This window comes from Streptomyces sp. NPDC031418, assembly GCF_055581605.1.
Genome location: NZ_JBVIJC010000014.1, coordinates 56144 through 73217 on the forward strand (window position 1 = coordinate 56144; position 17074 = coordinate 73217).

Annotated in this window: 15 protein-coding genes and 2 pseudogenes; 13 read left to right on the forward strand and 4 right to left on the reverse strand. The window is 71.3% G+C overall.

The window, feature by feature from the left end:
* The first annotated feature begins 131 nt into the window (after positions 1-131).
* The 7 genes and pseudogenes from ACZ5CZ_RS21975 to ACZ5CZ_RS22005 all read left to right on the forward strand — a co-directional run bounded on the left by ACZ5CZ_RS21975 (position 132) and on the right by ACZ5CZ_RS22005 (position 7419).
* Positions 132-1526 (forward strand): nicotinate phosphoribosyltransferase, encoded by a 1395-nt coding sequence (locus ACZ5CZ_RS21975; protein WP_468945198.1) that lies wholly within the window; start codon positions 132-134, stop codon positions 1524-1526.
* A 123-nt stretch (positions 1527-1649) separates the two neighbouring features.
* Positions 1650-1742, forward strand: a pseudogene (locus ACZ5CZ_RS21980) (universal stress protein); the annotation flags it as partial.
* A 34-nt stretch (positions 1743-1776) separates the two neighbouring features.
* Positions 1777-2766, forward strand: a complete 990-nt coding sequence (locus ACZ5CZ_RS21985) for an Acg family FMN-binding oxidoreductase (protein ID WP_468945201.1) — start codon at positions 1777-1779, stop codon at positions 2764-2766.
* A 39-nt stretch (positions 2767-2805) separates the two neighbouring features.
* Entirely contained in the window at positions 2806-3258 is a 453-nt protein-coding gene (locus ACZ5CZ_RS21990) for a CBS domain-containing protein (protein WP_468945204.1), read from the forward strand.
* The gene (locus ACZ5CZ_RS21995) at positions 3255-6110 is read left to right on the forward strand and encodes a cation-translocating P-type ATPase (protein ID WP_468945206.1); all 2856 of its coding nucleotides are present in this window, start codon (positions 3255-3257) and stop codon (positions 6108-6110) included. Before ACZ5CZ_RS21990 ends, ACZ5CZ_RS21995 begins: the two co-directional genes overlap by 4 nt.
* Positions 6107-6766, forward strand: coding sequence for a potassium channel family protein (locus tag ACZ5CZ_RS22000; RefSeq protein WP_468945209.1), 660 nt, complete (start codon positions 6107-6109; stop codon positions 6764-6766). Before ACZ5CZ_RS21995 ends, ACZ5CZ_RS22000 begins: the two co-directional genes overlap by 4 nt.
* On the forward strand, positions 6763-7419 hold the full coding sequence (locus ACZ5CZ_RS22005) for a potassium channel family protein (protein WP_468945211.1): 657 nt from the start codon (positions 6763-6765) through the stop codon (positions 7417-7419). Before ACZ5CZ_RS22000 ends, ACZ5CZ_RS22005 begins: the two co-directional genes overlap by 4 nt.
* A gap of 27 nt (positions 7420-7446) precedes the next feature.
* Here ACZ5CZ_RS22005 and ACZ5CZ_RS22010 read toward each other — a convergent pair whose 3' ends face one another.
* The 3 genes from ACZ5CZ_RS22010 to ACZ5CZ_RS22020 all read right to left on the reverse strand — a co-directional run bounded on the left by ACZ5CZ_RS22010 (position 7447) and on the right by ACZ5CZ_RS22020 (position 10034).
* Entirely contained in the window at positions 7447-7890 is a 444-nt protein-coding gene (locus ACZ5CZ_RS22010; RefSeq protein ID WP_468945214.1) for a universal stress protein, read from the reverse strand.
* A 549-nt stretch (positions 7891-8439) separates the two neighbouring features.
* Positions 8440-9318: a universal stress protein gene (locus tag ACZ5CZ_RS22015; protein ID WP_468945216.1), complete on the reverse strand. Its 879-nt coding sequence runs from the start codon at positions 9316-9318 to the stop codon at positions 8440-8442.
* A 239-nt stretch (positions 9319-9557) separates the two neighbouring features.
* Positions 9558-10034, reverse strand: a complete 477-nt coding sequence (locus tag ACZ5CZ_RS22020; protein WP_468945218.1) for a DUF1214 domain-containing protein — start codon at positions 10032-10034, stop codon at positions 9558-9560.
* 215 nt (positions 10035-10249) lie between these two features.
* Between ACZ5CZ_RS22020 and ACZ5CZ_RS22025 the strand changes: the two genes are divergently transcribed.
* From ACZ5CZ_RS22025 to ACZ5CZ_RS22050, 6 genes are all read left to right on the forward strand, one after another.
* Positions 10250-10480, forward strand: a complete 231-nt coding sequence (locus tag ACZ5CZ_RS22025) for an SHOCT domain-containing protein (protein WP_468945220.1) — start codon at positions 10250-10252, stop codon at positions 10478-10480.
* A gap of 208 nt (positions 10481-10688) precedes the next feature.
* On the forward strand, positions 10689-12521 hold the full coding sequence (gene acsA, locus ACZ5CZ_RS22030; protein ID WP_468945223.1) for an acetate--CoA ligase: 1833 nt from the start codon (positions 10689-10691) through the stop codon (positions 12519-12521).
* A complete protein-coding gene (pdhA, locus tag ACZ5CZ_RS22035; RefSeq protein WP_468945225.1) occupies positions 12518-13543 on the forward strand; it encodes a pyruvate dehydrogenase (acetyl-transferring) E1 component subunit alpha in 1026 nt (341 codons plus the stop codon). Before acsA ends, pdhA begins: the two co-directional genes overlap by 4 nt.
* Positions 13540-14619: an alpha-ketoacid dehydrogenase subunit beta gene (locus ACZ5CZ_RS22040; protein ID WP_468945228.1), complete on the forward strand. Its 1080-nt coding sequence runs from the start codon at positions 13540-13542 to the stop codon at positions 14617-14619. The genes pdhA and ACZ5CZ_RS22040 overlap by 4 nt, the downstream gene beginning before the upstream one ends.
* A gap of 1 nt (position 14620) precedes the next feature.
* A complete protein-coding gene (locus tag ACZ5CZ_RS22045) occupies positions 14621-16165 on the forward strand; it encodes a 2-oxo acid dehydrogenase subunit E2 (RefSeq protein WP_468945231.1) in 1545 nt (514 codons plus the stop codon).
* A gap of 5 nt (positions 16166-16170) precedes the next feature.
* Entirely contained in the window at positions 16171-16434 is a 264-nt protein-coding gene (locus ACZ5CZ_RS22050) for an acyl carrier protein (protein WP_468945233.1), read from the forward strand.
* A gap of 61 nt (positions 16435-16495) precedes the next feature.
* On the opposite strand, the pseudogene ACZ5CZ_RS22055 reads toward ACZ5CZ_RS22050, so the two are convergent.
* Positions 16496-17007 (reverse strand): annotated as a pseudogene (locus ACZ5CZ_RS22055) (MDR/zinc-dependent alcohol dehydrogenase-like family protein).
* Positions 17008-17074: the final 67 nt, after the last annotated feature.

Below are 17074 nucleotides of genomic sequence, written 5' to 3' on the forward strand. Positions count from 1 at the left end.
CCAGTTCAGCGCGGTGGAATGCCCCGCGCTGGGGCCGAAGAGCCCATGCGCCGGGCCCTGAAGTCCCTTTCCTCCCGCACGGTCGCGACCAGACTGGGATCAGGGAACCCCGACACTCGGCGGCGATCACCATGTCCGACGTCACCACCACCGACCTCTACGAGGTGACCATGACGATGTCCTACCTTCAGGAGGACATGCGGGCGCCGGCCACCTTCAGCCTCTTCGTCCGCGGCCTTCCGCCCGGCCGGGGCTTTCTCGTGGCCGCGGGCCTGGAGTCCGCCCTGGACTTCCTGGCCCGCTTCCGTGTGGAGAGGGACGACGTCGAGAGGTTCGCGGACGCCCTGCACCGGCCTGCCGCGGACCTCGAACCGCTCCTCGGTCTTTCCTTCGAGGGAGATGTGCACGCGATCCCGGAGGGCCATGTGGTCTTCGCCGGTGAGCCCCTGCTGGAGGTGACCGCGCCGCTCCCCCAGGCCCAGTTGGTGGAGACGTACCTGCTGAACCAGCTCTGCCACCAGACCGTGGTGGCGTCCAAGGCGGCACGTTGCGTCCTGGCCGCGGCGGACAAAGCAGTCGTGGACTTCTCGCTGCGCCGCACGCACGGCCCATGGGCGGGGCTGCAGGCCGCCCGGCTGGGTGCCATGGTGGGCTTCGCAGGCACCAGCAATGTCGCCGCCGCCACGGCCCTGGGCATTCCGGCCTCGGGCACCATGGCCCACTCCTACATCGAGGCCTTCTCCGGTGAGGAAGTGGCGTTCCGCGCCTTCGCGCGCTGCCACCCCGGTCCGGTCACCTTCCTCGTCGACACCTACGACACGGAACAGGGCGTCAGGATCGCGGCCCGGGTCCTGGCCGATCTGCGGCGTGGTCCCGGCTGCGCGATCCGCCTGGACAGCGGAGACCTCGACGCACTCTCGCGACGGTCGCGCTCCCTGCTCGACGCCGCCGGGCTGACCGACGTACGGATCGTGGCCAGCGGCGGGCTCGACGAGTACGGGGTGGACCGGCTCGTACGCGCCGGAGCCCCCATCGACGTGTACGCCGTGGGCACGAAGGTGGGCGTCGCCGCGGACGCCCCGTACCTGGACGCCGCGTACAAGCTCGTCGAGTACGACGGCCGGCCCGTGATGAAACTGTCCTCGGCGAAGGTCACGGCTCCGGGCCGCAAGCAGGTCTTCCGTCGGCCCGGACGGCCGGACGTCATCGCTTTGGCGGCCGAGGAACCACCGGAGTCCGCACAGCCGCTGTTGCCCACGGTGATGCGGGGCGGGCGGCGGACGGGGGCGCCGGACCACTGGCTGGACGCGCGCAAGCGGTTCCGCGAGGACCTGGCCGACCTGCCCGACTCGGCGCGCCGGATCGAGGATCCCGAGCCGGTCCGGCCGGTGCGGTCCGAGGCGCTCGACCGTCTGACGGCCGCGGTGCGAGCCGCCATCGAAGTCCGCCAGGGCCCCGAGCACCGCGCCGCGCCGTCGGACACCGCCGGCCTGCATTCCGCCGCGCTCTCGGTCCCCGGACCCTGACCCTGCCGCGGGACGGCGGAGGGTCGGCAGGCCTCCGGTGGGGACCATTGGCCCCTGGCAGTCGGGCGCTGCCGACGCCTTCCATGGAATTGGCGGCGGCATCCTTCCGCGCCACCGCAAGAAGGAGGCTTCGCCGGCATGCTGCTGGGCTCGGTCAGTCAGGGCGTGCTGCACCACGCCCGCTGCCCTGTCATCGCCGTACCGACCAGCGAGTGATCCGACACCCCGGCACGAAGGGAAGCCAGCCGCCGTGACTGCACAACCTCTCGACGTGAACACCGTCACCGGGCTCGTGGCGGACGCCGCGGCGGCACCCTCGCTGCACAACGCACAACCCTGGACCTTCCGCTACCTGCGGGACACCGGTGTCCTGCGGCTGTACGCGGACCTGGAGCGGGCCTTGCCGCGAACCGACCCCGAGAACCGCGGCCTGTACGTGGGGTGCGGCGCGGCGCTCCTCAACCTGCGCGTGGCCGCCGCGGCGGCCGGTCTCGCGCCGGTCGTCCGGTTGCTACCGGACCCGGCCTACCCGGAGTTCCTGGCCGAGGCGCATCTGTGCGGCACGGGAACCCCCGACGGGGCGCTCGCCCGGCTGAGCCCGGCGATCCACCGCCGCCATTCCAGCCGCTTCCCCTTCCGCGAGGAGACGCTCCCGCCGGCGGAGCAGGAGACCTTGCGGGAAGCCGCGCTCGCCGAGGGCGCACAACTGCTGTTTCCCGGCGCATGGCACGTGCAGTTGATCCTGGAGCTGGTGCGGGACGCCGAGGACAGGGAGGCGCTCGCGCCGGACGTGTGTGAGGAGACGGCGCGCTGGGCGCACGCCGGCTCTTCCGGCGACGCCGGGGCCGCTGACGGTATCACCGCCGAGGCCTTCGGTCCGCGGCAGCGCCGCACCTCGGTCCCCGTGCGTGACTTCGCCGTCGGTCGTCCGCTGCCCGAACGCATCTGGGCGCTCTTCGAGACGGAACCGAACATCGCCCTGCTGGGTACGGTCCGCGACGGGCCCGCGGACTGGCTGTCGGCCGGGCAGGCACTGGAGCGGGTCCTCCTCCAGGCCACGGCGGACGGGCTCGTCGCCTCGGTCACTTCCCAGCCCCTGGAGTGGCCCGAGATCCGGTGGGCCGTCCGCGACCCCGTCTCTGCGATGGCCCATGTACAGATGATCATCCGGCTCGGTCGCGGCCCCGAAGGTCCCGCGAGCCCACGGCGGGCGGTGTCCGATCTGCTCGACGTTCTCTGAGTGGGACCCGGCGGGCCGCGGGACAGCGAGGAGGAGCGCATGAAGGTCTCCGAGGTGATGACGGCTCCTCCGGTGTGCGTGGCGCCGAACACCACCCTGGTCGAGGTGGCCCGGCTGATGGCCGAGAGCGCCGTCGGGTCTGTGCTGGTGGTCGAGGACGGGGCCCTGCACGGCATCGTCACCGACCGCGACCTCGTCGTTCGTGGCCTGGGCGGCGGACTGGACGCGAGGGCCCGGGCGGACGCGATCATGTCGGCCCGCGTCGTCACGGTCGAGGCCGTCGAGGGTCTGGAGGCTGCCTATCGCGCGTTCCGTCGCACGGGGGTCCGCCGGCTTCCGGTCCTGGGCGCGGGCCGGGTGGTGGGCGTGCTGGCGATCGACGACCTGTTCCTCGACCTGTTCCGTCGGTTCGCCGACCTGCTGGGGCCGGTGGCCTGGAGCGTCCTGCAGGAGCCTCCGGGACCGTCCCAGGAGGCCGGAGCCACCGGATGAGCCCTGAACAGGCCCGGCAGGGTACGACCGCACTCCACGAGGGCGGTCCGGCGGCGGGCGGCGAGGCCGCGGCACAGGCGCCGCCTGCGGACCGGCCGGGCGCCTCTGCGCCGTCGGTCCCCTCCCTGCCGGCTCCCGCGGTCTTCGCCGCTCTGGAAAGCTCCCCGCGCGGTCTGACGTCGGCCGAGATCGCCGCACGGCGGAATTGCTACGGCCCCAACGAACTGCCAGGAGCGCCCCGCGGCCAGGTATGGCGTCGGCTCCTCGCACAGTTCACCGACCTCTTCGCGGTCGTCCTGCTCGTCTCCTCGGCGATCACGTTCCTCGCCTACGGGCTGGGACAGCCCCGGGATCCGGCCACCCTGCAACTGGCCCTGGCGATCCTCGGCGTGGTGCTGCTGAACGCCGGTATCGGCTTCGCACAGGAGTACTCCGCCGAGCGCACCGCGGAGTCCTTGCAGGCGATGGTGCCGCACACCTGCCGGGTACTGCGGGACGCAGAGCGGCGGGAGCTGTCCGCCCGGGATCTGGTGCCGGGCGATGTGGTGGTCCTGGAGGCGGGGGACGCGGTGCCGGCCGACTGCCGGCTGGTCGAGGCCCAGGAAGCCGCCGTCAACAACGCCGCGCTCACCGGCGAGAGCGATCCCGTCACGCGCATCGCGGAACCCGTGCCGCCGGGGCCGCCGCTGGAGGCGCGCAACTGCGTCTTCATGGGCACCGACCTGGTCGCGGGCACCGGCAAGGCCGTGGTGTTCGCCACCGGTACGGCCACCGAGTTCGGGCGGATCTTCCGGCTCACCGCCGCCGCCCCCAGGCAGCAGACTCCCTTGCAGCGGCAGGTCGCCGTCATGGCCCGCCGAGTCGCGGGCGTGGCGCTTGCGACCGGGGCTGTTCTGTTCGCGGTGCGCGTGCCCAGCGGGCAGCCGTTCGTCGACACGTTCGTCTTCTCACTGGGTGTGATGGTCGCTCTCGTGCCCGAGGGACTGCCGGCCACGCTCTCCGTGTCGCTGGCGATCGGTGTCCGTCGCATGGCCCGTCGGCACGCGCTGGTCAAGCAGTTGCTCGCCGTGGAGGCCCTGGGTTCTACCAGCGTGATCTGCACCGACAAGACGGGCACCCTCACACAGGCGGAGATGACCGTCGTACAGCTGTGGGCGGACGGGGTGTCGCACGCCGTGACGGGCGTGGGGTACGCCCCGGTCGGTGAGATCACCGATGCCCCGCCCGTAAGGGAGCTGCTGCGGGCGGCGGCTCTGTGCAGCAACGCCCGACTGGTACGGACCGCCGGGCGGGACGCGTGGCGGGTGCTGGGAGACACCACCGAGGGTGCGCTGCTGGTGGCGGCCATGAAGGCCGGTCTGGATCCCCTCGAGGAGGAGACCCGGGCACCCCGGGTGGCGGAGTATCCCTTCGACTCGGCAAGGAAATTGATGAGCACCGTCCATCGCGACAGGGACGGGACCTATGTCGCATGTGCCAAAGGTGCTCCCCTCGAATTGCTCACCCGCTGTGACGCCCTGGACCAGGGGGACGGGAGAACGCCGCTGACGGCCGCCGATCGCAGCCGGGTGATCGCAGCCGCGGACGGTATGGCCGGGCAGGGCCTGCGCGTGCTGGCGGTCGCCCGGCGGCAGGTCTCCGGGCCTCGGCCGCCGATCGCGGACGTCGAATCGAAGCTGACCCTGCTGGGGCTCGCCGGGATGTACGACCCGCCACGACCCGAGGTGCGGGACGCGGTGGACGCGTGCCGGCAGGCCGGTATCCGCATCGTCATGGTCACCGGTGACCATCCCCTGACCGCGGAGGCCGTCGCCCGTCGCGTCGGCATCGTGCGCGGGACGGCTCCGGCCGTGGCGACCGGCACCCAGCTGGACACGATGGATGACAGCGGCCTGGACGACCTGCTGGCAGACTCCGCCGAACTGCTGCTGTGCCGGGTCAGCCCCGCGCACAAGATGCGGGTGGTCACCGCGCTGCAGCGGCGCGGCGAGGTCGTGGCCGTCACCGGCGACGGGGCCAACGACGCCCCGGCCCTCAAGCACGCCGACATCGGGGTCGCCATGGGCGCCTCCGGCACCGACGTCGCCCGCGAGGCGGCGGTGATGGTCCTGCTCGACGACTCCTTCGCCTCCATCACCACCGCGGTCGGGCTGGGCCGCTCGGTCTACCGCAACATCCGCAAATTCCTGATCTACCTGTTCAGCCACAACATCGCCGAACTCGTGCCGATCCTCGCGGCGACCTTCGCCGGCTTCCCCCTGGTGCCGATCACGGCCGTGCAGATCCTCGCCATCGACCTCGGCTCCGACGTGCTGCCCGCCCTCGCGCTCGGCGCGGAACCGATGGAACCCGACGTCATGAACAGCCCGCCGCGGCCCCGACAGGAGCGGCTCTTCTCAGCCACCGTCATGGGCCGCATCCTCTTCCTGGGCGGTATCCAGGCTCTCGGCGTGTGCGCCGTCTTCTTCTGGCACATCCACGCCTCCGGCATCCCCTACGCGGACTTCACCAAGGACAACCCCGTCTACCGCGAGGCGATCACGATGGTCCAGGCCGGCATCGTCGTCAGCCAGTTCTTCAACGCCCTCGCCGTGCGCACCGACCGGCAGAGCGTCTTCGGGGCCGGTCTGCTGAGCAATCCGTGGCTCCTGGCCGCCGGCTGCTTCGGCATCGGGCTGATGGCCGCCATCAGCTACGCGCCGCCGCTGCAGGCCCTGTTCAACACCGCGCCGCTGGCCCCCGCCGACTGGGCGGTCCTGACCGCGTTCGGAGCACTGCTGCTGGCGGCCGAAGAACTCAGGAAATGGGCACTGCGGCACCGCAGGCCGTCCCCGAAGGGAGGAACGCCATGAGAGTGATCATCGCGGGCTGCGGTCGGGTCGGCGCCACCCTGGCCACGCAACTCGTCGCCGAGGGCCACGACGTACGGCTCATCGACCGACAGCCCAAGGCCGAGAAGAAACTGTCACCGGGCTTCCCCGGCGCCTTCCACGTGGGCAACGGCTTCAGCCGCTCCGCACTGGAGAGGGCCGGGATCGCCCACGCGGACGCGTTCGTCGCGGTCACCTCCGGGGACAACAGCAACATCGTCAGCGCGCGCACCGCCAAGGAGACGTACCGGGTCCCGATCGTCCTCGCACGCATCCACGATCCGCGCCGCGCCGACATCTACCGGCACCTGGGAATCCCGACCATCTCCAGCGTCCGCTGGGCCGTGGGCCGCATCCATCAGATGCTGCTGCACCGGCACCTCACCACCGAAGTCTCCTTCGGCAACGGCGAGACACTCCTCGTCCGCTCCCAGCTGCCGTCTTATCTCACCGGGCGGCAGGTCACGGAGTTCGACGTCGACGGCGAGATCCGGATCGTGGAGATCACCCGCGGCGGCCGGTCGCTGCTCCCCGCCCACGGGGTCCTGGCCGAGCCCGGCGACCTCGTCACCTTCGGGGTCGCCGCAACGGCGCTTGGCCGACTGAGCGGTTTTCTCGACAAGGAGCTGGGAACGTGAAGGTCCTTATCGCGGGCGCGGGCCGACTCGGCACCCAGATCGCCCAGGTGTTGTCCGCCGCCCACAACGACGTCACCCTCGTCGAGTACGACGACGAGCGTGTGGCGGAACTCGGCGGCCTGCCGCACGTGTGCCTCGTGGCCGGGGACGCCTGCGAGCCGGGCCTATTGGAGAGCGCGGGCGCGCTGGCCTGCGACCTCGTCATCGCGGTCACCGGCCGCGACGAGGACAACCTGGTCATCAGCCTGCTGGCGAAGCGGCAGTTCGGGGTGGGCCGTGTGGCCGCGCGCGTCAACGAGGCGGAGAACGCCTGGCTCTTCGACCAGCGGTGGGGCGTGGACGCGGCAGTGCCCGCCGCCACCCCGCTGATCTCCCTCATCGAGGAGGCCACCGGAGCCACCGACACGGTGGCACTGCTGCGACTGAGCAAGGCCGGTGTCGAGGTCATCGAGACCGCGATCACCGAACGGTCCCGGGCCGCCGGTCACGCCCTGGGCGAGGTCTCCCTGCCCCCAGGCACCGTGGTCGCCACCGTCGTACGGGAGGGGCAGCCCACCGTCCCAAGTCCCGAGGTGCGGCTGCTCCCCGGCGACGAATTGCTGCTCGTGTCGCACGAAGCCACCGAACAGGAGATCCACGCTGCCTTCCAGTGAGCCGCCCCGGGGGGGACCGGCCTCGCGTCACTGCTTCTGGCAGCGCACAATCACGACCGGGCAGCTCGCATGCTGCGACACATGCTGGCTGACGGAACCGAGCAGGGCACGCGCGAACCCGCCCCTGCCCCGGCTGCCGACGACCAGGACCTCGGCTCCTTCGGCCGCTCTCAGCAGGACGTCGGCGGCATTGCCGTGCACCACGTGGGTCCGAACCGAGCCGGCAGCGCCGGCTCCGAGCACATCGGTCAGTTCCTGGCTCATCTTCTGCCGGGTCTCGTCCTCATCGACGTCCATGTCCACAGCGGGCCCCGACCAGCCGTACAGGCCCGGCAGCTCCCACACCGCGACCGCTTCCACGGCGCCGCCGACCAGGTCGGCGTACCGCACGGCCCAGCGCAGGGCCTCGTACGAGGACTGGGACCCGTCGACACCGACCACCACCCGGCGCTCGGAGGCGTCCTTGTCCATGCGTACCCACCTCTCCTTCGGTGTCCGTCCCCGCCCGGCCTCTGCACCTCTGTTCTCCACACTGCGGGCCGCCTCGCCCGACTGCCAGAGATGCGCATCCGGCGGCATGACGGACGGGGCACGGTCCTCCACTCAGCAGACCTCGGTTCCGGCGCGCCCTTCGACACCGTCCCGCCTCGCCCAACCGGCGGACATGGGTCTCACGGTCCTTGTGGGTGCCGTTCGGCACCGTCCGTCATGGTGCCCAGGGGATCGATGCTGGATGTCGCCGATGAACCGGCGCGCCCAAGCCATTCCGGAGGCCGAGCGCACCTTGGGCAGTGCTCCGGCGGGTGCTGCCAGGAGCGCTCGGCGGCGGGCCACTCGCCCGGCCGCCGGAACCGTCCGCTCGGTCGCTTGCAGCGCGGACGGCGATCGGATGCTGCTGCCCGGCGGCACGTGGAGGCGCGTCGAAACCATCGTCGAGACCATCAGAGTCCGGCATCTCTTCGGCTGAGAGCCGGCGGCGTCCATGCCGAGCTCTCCATCGTGTGCCGATGCCTCGACGCTTCACTGCCGTACGGGCACGACCGCGACCGGGCACTGGGCATGGTGCAGGAGGGCGTGGCTCACGCGGCCGAGCTGCAACCCGAAGGTGCTCGTGCGGCGCCGTGCCCCGACGATCACCAGGTCGGCAGCAGCCGTCCGATCCACGAGGATCTTGGCGGCCGGTCCCTCCGGCGTTGCCGGGCGCGTCCGGACCTGCGGATACTCGCCGATCGCGGCCTTGAGCCGAGCGTCGAGGACAGCGGAGGCACGCTCCTCGCAGGTGTCCTCCGGCCCTCCTGCACGTACCGGGTTGCCGCTCCTGCCGAAGGCGGGCCTGCGCCAGGCATGCATGACGTCCAGGACACAGCCGCGCACCTCGGCCTCCCGGAAGGCGTACCGCACGGCCTCGGTGCTCGTGTCGTCGGCGTCACCGACGCCCAGCAGGATCCGCTCGTGCGTGCCCGCGAGCCCAGCCGGATCGCCCCGGACCACGATCACCGGGCAGTGCGCCCGGGCCGACACGGCAAGACCGACCGACCCCAGCAGCAGTCCCTTGAGAGCGCCCCGGCCACGCGAACCCGTCACCAGCGTGTAGGCCTGCCCGCCCTCGCGAACAAGCGCGGCCACCGCGTCCTCCGGGATGATGTCGGTGGTGACCTTCACATCCGAGTTGCGCCGTTCGGCGCGTTCGGCCGCCGAAGCCACGATGTGCTCGGCCAGCACCTGCTCGGAAGGGCGCACGGGGCCCACCGAGGGAAGGTCGGCCTCATAGCGCTCCCACAGCGAGGCGTACACCAGCCTGAGCGGAACACCGTGGCGCACGGCCTCGTCCACGGCCCAGTCGACCGCCGTCAGACACGAGTCCGATCCATCTACGCCCACCACCAGAGGAAGTGACATCTGCCCACCGCCTTTCAGGGTCTGCCGTCTCGTGCGGCACAGTGGGGTGCAACTTCACCCTGACCCTGCGCTCCGGGCGTTGCGAGGGGCACATCGTCCTGTATCGGAGGACCTTCGGCCCAGCCCCTGCAGTTCGCCCTGGAGGATGTGCCCTTCGCCTGCCGAGGCCCGTAGGGCGAGGTCGTTCTCGGGCGTCTCCGTGCCGTCCTCAGCCATGCCGAAACGTCAGGCGATGCGGGTCAGCGGAGGGCACTCCAGGTCGCGTCGATCACCTCGGGACGGGGCCGGTACATCCGAAGGGCGACGAACCAGGTGCCTTCCTCGGTGGTGAGCAGCCAGTTGGCCTCCTGTTCCTGACCGGGCGACTCGCGCTGCAGATGAATGGTCAGTCCACCGTCCGGGTCCCGCAGCAGGCCGGGGCTGCGGTCGCCCACCGAGTAGCGGTCGGCCGGGTTGGGGATGAGGTTCATGTCCTCCCCACAGGCGGTCAGCGACCAGAAGGCGTCGACCGGCGGCAGCGCGTCGCCAGGGAAGTGCAGTTCGTACCGGCCACCCGAGGTCAGCTTGTTGCCGTCCGCGTCATCGAAGTTGAGCAAGTAGACCGCTTCCGCAGGGTCGTTGGCGGCGACACCGATGAGGGCCTGGTCGGCGGCACGTTTGAGGACCGGGCGTCGGCACACATGACCGACCTCCTTCAAACGCAGCAGACGGTGCATGAATCGCCACCGTCCCCTCCTACCCACGATCGCAGCATTCCGGGTACGCCGCCGCGCCGACGATGTGCCGAGCGGCCCGGGAGCGAGGCCGAAGGGCCCTTGGTGACCCCGGCCGGCCAAGGCTCACCATGAACACACGAGACAGTGTCGAAATCTCTCGCAGGTGGAGGTGGGCCCGGATGTACTGGTACGGCGACTGGGCCTGGATGCTATTCATGCCCCTGTTGTGGATCGCGCTGATCGTCCTCGCCGTGTGGGCCGTGATCCGCCTGACGCACGCCACGACCGGCGGTGCCTCCGCTCGCGGCCGCGGCTGGGCAGACGGCGAGCCCCGGGAGACCCCGGAGGAGATCCTCGACCGGCGCTATGCCTCGGGCGAGATCGACACGGACGCCTACACGGAGGCCCGCGAACGCCTCGCCGCTCACCGGCCGAGGCCACGCTGACCGGACACCCAGGGTGCCGGCGGCAACGGGCAGTGCTGCTCACCGCGGGCCGCCGCGTTGATCGCCAGGCTCAGGCCGCGGGCGGGCACGCCGGCATGGCAGCGGCACGACCGGTGCCGACCGGCCGCGGACGGGGCCCTTCGACCCAGTGCGGCGGGCGCGGCTCGGGCCGAGGGTAGAAGCAGCCCCCAAGGAAGGAGGGCCCGCCATGCCATGGGAGACCATCCGGAAGGACATCCCGGCGGGCGCAGTCCCCAATCTCCGCGACTACGACAAGGAGTGCGCGGACTTCTCGTGGCAGGCAGCGCGCCGCAGGCTGCAGGGGCTGCCCGACGGGCGGGGACTGAACATCGCGCACGAGGCCGTGGACCGGCACGCGGCATCGGACCGGGCCACAGCGGTCGCGCTGCACTGTGTCGGGCGGGACGATGCCGTCACCTCGGTGACCTACGGGGAGCTGGCCCGCTCCACGGCACGATTCGCGAACGTGCTCCGCGGCCTTGGGATCGGGTACGGCGACCGGGTGGTGACCCTGCTGGGGCGCTGCCCCGAGCTGTACACCGTGGTCCTCGGCACGCTGAAGAACACCAGTGTCCTGTGCCCGCTGTTCTCCGCCTTCGGACCGGATCCGGTCTTCCAGCGCATGACGCTGAGCGACGCGCAGGTGCTGGTCACCACCGCGGATCTGTTCCGCAGGAAGATCGCCGGACAACACGGCCGGCTCGCCGCCTTGCGGCACGTGCTGATCGTCGGCGACGACGCGGGCGACCTGCCCGGCACCCTGTCCCTCGACGCCCTCATGGCCGACGCGGCCGACACCTTCACCATCCCGCCGACCTCGCCCCACGACATGGCACTGCTCCACTTCACGAGCGGCACGACCGGCATCCCCAAGGGCGCGGTGCACGTGCACGAGGCAGCCGTAGCCCACTACATGACCGCGCTGTACGCCCTCGACCTCCACGAGGACGACGTGTTCTGGTGCACCGCGGACCCGGGCTGGGTGACAGGCATGTCCTACGGGATCATCGCCCCTCTCATGCACGGCGTGACGGTCGTGGTGGACGAGGGCGACTACGACGCCCGCCGCTGGTACCGGATCCTCGCCGAAAAGCGGGTGAATGTCTGGTACACGGCGCCGACGGCCCTGCGCATGCTGATGCGGACGACCCCGCGGACCGGGCCGTACGATCTGCCCCGCTCGTTCGACCTGCGTGCGCTGCGGTTCATCGCATCGGTCGGCGAGCCGCTCAATCCTGAGGCGGTGGTGTGGGGGCGGGACGTGCTCGGGCTGCCGGTGCACGACAACTGGTGGCAGACGGAGACCGGCGCCATCATGATCGCCAACTTCGCGGCCTGCGACATCCGCCCCGGTTCAATGGGCCGCCCGCTGCCCGGTGTGGATGCGGCGGTGCTGCGGCGCGGGGAGGACGGCCGGGCCGAGGTCGCGGGCGGCCACGTCACCGTGCTGGAGGAGCCCGGGGTGGAGGGTGAGCTGGCGCTCCGGCCCGGCTGGCCGTCCATGTTCCGCGGCTATCTGCACGACGAGCCACGCAGTGCTGCCGCCTTCGCGGACGGCTGGTACCTTACCGGCGACCTGGTGCGACGCGACGCCGACGGCTGGTACTGGTTCGTCGGACGGGCCGACGACGTCATCAAATCGGCGGGACACCTCATCGGGCCGTTCGAGGTCGAAAGCGCGCTGATGGAACACCCGGCCGTCGCCGAGTCCGGAGTCATCGGCCGACCGGACCCGGTCGCCGGGAACATCGTCAAGGCGTTCGTCACACTGCGGCCGGGCTTCGACGCGAGCAGCGCGACCCGGCGGGATCTGCTCGCCTTCGCCAGGCGTCGGCTGGGCCCGGCCGTGGCGCCCCGCGAGATCGCCTTCGCCCCGCACCTTCCGCACACCCGTAGCGGCAAGGTCATGCGCCGCCTGCTGCGAGCACGGGAACTCGGGCTGCCCGAGGGCGACATCTCCACCCTGGAAGAGTCCACTTCGGAGGCCACCTCAGCGGCGAGGACGGAGCAGCCCGCATGACCACCACACGCACCGCTCGCGCTGCACGGCCCGCCGCCCGGCCGAACCGTCAGGCGGCACATCGCCTGGCCCTGCTGGAGTCGATGCTGCGCGTCCGCCGGTTCGAGGAACGCTGCGTGGAGCTGTACAGCGCGGCGCGCATCCGGGGTTTCATGCACCTCTACATCGGTGAGGAAGCCGTGGCCGTCGGCGTCAACGAGGCACTCACCGCCGACGACGCGGTCGTGTCGACGTACCGCGAACACGGGCACGCACTCGCCCGCGGGGTTCCGGCCGAGGCGATCATGGCCGAGATGTTCGGCAAGGTCACCGGCTGCAGCCGTGGCCGCGGCGGCTCGATGCACCTCTTCGACGCCGGCCGCCGCTTCTACGGCGGCAACGCGATCGTCGGCGGCGGCCTCCCCCTCGCGGCGGGCCTCGCCCTCGCCGACCGCATGACCGGCCGTAATCGTGTCACCTGCTGCTTCTTCGGCGACGGCGCCTTCGCCGAGGGCGAGTTCCACGAGACCGCCAACCTCGCCTCTCTCTGGCAACTGCCGCTGCTGCTGGTCTGCGAGAACAACCTGTACGCCATGGGCACCGCGCTGGCCCGCCACCAGGCCCAGACGGACCTCGCGCTGCGCGCGGCCGCGTACGGCATGGTCTCCTGGGCCGTAGACGGCATGGACGTCTTCGCCGTCGAGGACGCCGCCCGGCGGGCCGCCGAGGGGGTGCGGGCCGGAACCGGGCCGCACTTCCTGGAGATGCGCACATACCGCTTCCGCGCCCACTCCATGTACGACTCCGACCGCTACCGCGACAAGGCCGAGATCGAGCACTGGAAGGAACGCGACCCGGTCGAGGGGCTCGCGCAGCGGCTCCGGGAGGCTGAGGAGCTTTCCGACAAGGTCCGCACCACCTTGGAAGACCGTCTGGCCGCCGAGATCGACGCAGCCGTGGAGGCCGCCGAGCAGGCTCCGGAGGAGCCCGTCGAAGAGCTGCTGAAGTACGTCACCAGCCCCGCGGAGGTGACCCGGCCATGACCACGACACGCACGCGTGGCGCCGAAGCCCCCGCGCCCTCCGAACGGAAGACGACCTACCGGGAGGCCATGCGCGAGGCCCTGCGCGAGGCGCTGCGCACCGACGAGCGGGTGTTCCTGATGGGTGAGGACGTCGGCCGGTACGGCGGCTGCTTCGGGGTCAGCCTCGGCCTGCTGGAGGAGTTCGGGCCCGAGCGGATCCGCGACGCCCCGCTGTCCGAGTCGGCGTTCGTCGGCGCCGGCATCGGTGCCGCCCTGGCGGGCATGCGGCCGATCGTCGAGATCATGACGGTCAACTTCAGCCTGCTGGCCCTCGACCAGATCCTCAACAACGCGGCGACCCTGCTCCACATGTCGGGTGGCCAACTGCCCGTACCGATCGTGATCCGGATGACCACGGGTGCGGGACGACAGCTCGCGGCCCAGCACTCGCACAGCCTGGAGGGCTGGTACGCGCACATCCCCGGCCTGCGGGTCCTCACCCCGGCGACCCTCACCGATGCCCGCTACATGCTGGCGCCCGCGCTCGCCGACCCCGACCCTGTGCTGATCTTCGAGCACGGCACCCTGTACAACGTCTCGGGCGATCTGCCCGCCGCCGCCGGGCCCGTCGACATCGACCGGGCGGCCGTTCGCCGACCCGGTACGGACGTCTCACTGATCACCTACGGCGGCTCCCTGCCCAAGGCGCTGGCCGCCGCCGACGACCTCGCGAGCGGCGGCATCAGCGCCGAGGTCATCGATCTGCGCACACTGCGCCCCCTGGACGACGTCGCCGTAGGCGACTCGGTCGCGCGCACCCACCGAGCCGTCGTCGTCGACGAGGCATGGCGCACCGGCAGCCTCGCCGCGGAGATTTCGGCGCGCCTCTCGGAGCAGCACTTCTACGACCTCGACGCCCCCGTCGAGCGGGTGTGCAGCGCCGAAGTGCCCATACCGTACGCACGCCGACTGGAGGAGGCCGCGCTGCCACAGGTCGGCGCGATCGTCGCAGCCGCGCAGCGCGCCGTCGGCGAGCCGGTGCCGGAGTCGGCCGACGACACGGAACGGCAGCCGGTCGCCGGGAGGGCGGGCTGAGATGACCGCGTTCACCATGCCCTCACTCGGCGCGGACATGGACGAGGGACTGCTGCAGGAATGGCTCGTGAGCCCCGGGGACCGGGTACACAAGGGCGATGTCATGGCGGTCGTGGAGACGGACAAGGCGGCCATCGAGGTCGAGTGCTTCGAGTCCGGGACCGTGGGACGGCTGCTCGTCGAGCCGGGGACTCGGGTACCGGTGGGCACACCGCTCGCGCTGATCGACGACCAAGCCGTGCCAGACGTGAGGGCCGACGCCGACGGGCCGGTGACGGCCGAGGCGGAGCCGGTCCCGGCCAGGTCCGCAGAGCCGGTCGAGGAGGCCGTCGTGAGCAAGGCACCCACACGTGCGGCGGCCCGCCGAGAACCGGTCGCACGGCACCAGCGCCCGACGCCTCGGACGAAAACGGCCCGCAAGCCCAAGGCCATTCCGGAGCCGGTCCACGCCGCATCCCGGAAGGAGCAGACCGACCAACACGTACACGCGCCCCCCGAGCCGTCCGGTGGAGCCGGCCCGGTGATCGGCGCCGGTCCGCTCGTGCGGCACCTGGCTGTGCTGCGCGGTGTCGACCTGACCACACTGCACGGCACCGGCCGGGGCGGCCGGATCACGCGTGCCGATGTGGAGCACGCCCAGCCGCCTCTCGTCCCCAGGGTTCGGGCCACCCCGTACGCGCGGCGCCTCGCCCATGACCTCGGCGTCGACCTGGCGGTGGTACGGGGCACCGGGGACGGCGGAGCCGTGCGGGCGACGGACGTACGCGCGGCCATGCGCACCCTTGCCGAAGGAACCGGACCCGAGCGAGCCGATCGAGGCCCGCTGGACGGCGACCGGCGACCGGCCGCCTCCCCACGGAAAGAGAGCAGCCCGGAGGACCGTACGGACCCCATGCGCCGTGCCATCGCCGACCTCATGAGCCGCTCCAAGCGGGAGATCCCGCACTACTATCTGTCCACCACCATCGACCTCACGGCGTCCGAGGACTGGCTCCGGCGGATCAACCGCACTCGTGCGCCCACCGACCGCCTCGTGCCCGCAGCCCTGCTCCTGAAAGCCGCCGCCGTGGCGGCACGCGAGGTGCCGGCGCTCAACGGCTACTGGCAGAACGGCGGATTCGCCCCCGCGTCCGAGATCAACCTGGGCATCGCGGTCTCGCTCCGGCAGGGCGGACTGCTCGCCCCGGTGATCCACCACGCCGACACACTGCCGCCAGACGCCCTCATGTCCCGTCTGAAGGAGCTGGTACAGCATGCCCGACGAGGGCGGCTGCGCGGGACCGAGACGGTCGGCGCCACCCTGACCGTCACCAGCATGGGAGACCAGGGCGTGGAGGCCGTGTTCGGGGTGATCCACCCGCCCCAGGTGGCCCTGGTGGGCTTCGGCACGGTCGTCGAGCGACCCTGGGCCGCGGGCGGCATGCTCGGAGTGCGTCCGGTGGTGACCGCGACCCTGGCCGCCGACCACCGAGCCACGGACGGCGCCGTGGGGGCGCGCTACCTCACGGCGGTCGACCGACTTCTGCAGAGACCGGAGGAGCTGTGAGTCAGATGAAGCCACTGAACGACGAGGAGGCTCTGTCGCTGATCAAGGAGTCGATCACGCAGATCATCCCCGACGCCGACTTCACCCTGGTCGAACCGGACGACAAGTTCCGCGATGTACTCGAACTGGATTCGCTCGATTTCCTCAGCCTGGTCGAGCTGCTGTCCGGGCGGGCAGGCGTCCGTATCGACGAAGACGACTATCCAGAACTGACCACACTGTCAGACACGACACAATTCCTGGTCGAAAGGACGAGGCAGGGGTCATGACCACCGTGTGCCGCACCGAGGCCGCGCGTGCCCGGCGGGCCCACGGCCCGTCCCTGCCTGTTCACTCCCGCTGCAGCAGGACTTTGAGGGCGCCTGTGTCGGTACTGCGGGCGAACACCTCGTAGGCGTCTTCCCTCCGGTCGAGGCCGAAGGTGTGGGTGACCAAAGGGGAGACGGGCAGACGGCCGAATTTCAAAGGCTCCAGCAGCCAAGGTGTGGAGGACGTGTCGACCTGGCCCGTGCTGATCGTCACGTTCTTGCGCCAGAGGGACCCCGACCTCGTAGGCGGTGGGGAGGAGTTCGGCGAGCAAGACCGCGTCAGCGAGCGGGAGGTCGGGGGGGCCGTCGGGTGGTGGAGTGATCGGCGAACGGGACGCGCACCAGTTCGGCCTGGGTGCCGTTGACCAGGCTCCCCAACATCCATCCGCCGCCCCCATGGCACTGTCCGTACCTGCGGCCCAGGACCGTCCCCGGCTTCACCTCGGGGAAGTCGCCCCGCCGGATGTGCAGGTCAGTGCCGCAGACGGTGGTGGCATCGATCCGCACGATCGCGTCGGTCGGCTCCTCGATCACCGGGTCGGGGACGGTGTCCCAGGAGGTGTGTGCCGGGCCGTGGTGGACGGGCGCTCACACCGCATTC

Excerpts from the sequence above, each read along its gene's own strand:
- acsA (WP_468945223.1), top strand. The coding sequence starts at position 10,689 with ATGCCATGGGAGACCATCCGGAAGGACATCCCGGCGGGCGCAGTCCCC.
- ACZ5CZ_RS22050 (WP_468945233.1), top strand. The coding sequence starts at position 16,171 with ATGAAGCCACTGAACGACGAGGAGGCTCTGTCGCTGATCAAGGAGTCG.
- ACZ5CZ_RS21990 (WP_468945204.1), top strand. The coding sequence starts at position 2,806 with ATGAAGGTCTCCGAGGTGATGACGGCTCCTCCGGTGTGCGTGGCGCCG.
- ACZ5CZ_RS21995 (WP_468945206.1), top strand. The coding sequence starts at position 3,255 with ATGAGCCCTGAACAGGCCCGGCAGGGTACGACCGCACTCCACGAGGGC.
- ACZ5CZ_RS22045 (WP_468945231.1), top strand. The coding sequence starts at position 14,621 with ATGACCGCGTTCACCATGCCCTCACTCGGCGCGGACATGGACGAGGGA.
- ACZ5CZ_RS22010 (WP_468945214.1), bottom strand. The coding sequence starts at position 7,890 with ATGGACAAGGACGCCTCCGAGCGCCGGGTGGTGGTCGGTGTCGACGGG.
- ACZ5CZ_RS22040 (WP_468945228.1), top strand. The coding sequence starts at position 13,540 with ATGACCACGACACGCACGCGTGGCGCCGAAGCCCCCGCGCCCTCCGAA.
- ACZ5CZ_RS21975 (WP_468945198.1), top strand. The coding sequence starts at position 132 with ATGTCCGACGTCACCACCACCGACCTCTACGAGGTGACCATGACGATG.
- pdhA (WP_468945225.1), top strand. The coding sequence starts at position 12,518 with ATGACCACCACACGCACCGCTCGCGCTGCACGGCCCGCCGCCCGGCCG.
- ACZ5CZ_RS22025 (WP_468945220.1), top strand. The coding sequence starts at position 10,250 with ATGCCCCTGTTGTGGATCGCGCTGATCGTCCTCGCCGTGTGGGCCGTG.
- ACZ5CZ_RS22020 (WP_468945218.1), bottom strand. The coding sequence starts at position 10,034 with ATGCACCGTCTGCTGCGTTTGAAGGAGGTCGGTCATGTGTGCCGACGC.
- ACZ5CZ_RS22000 (WP_468945209.1), top strand. The coding sequence starts at position 6,107 with ATGAGAGTGATCATCGCGGGCTGCGGTCGGGTCGGCGCCACCCTGGCC.
- ACZ5CZ_RS22015 (WP_468945216.1), bottom strand. The coding sequence starts at position 9,318 with ATGTCACTTCCTCTGGTGGTGGGCGTAGATGGATCGGACTCGTGTCTG.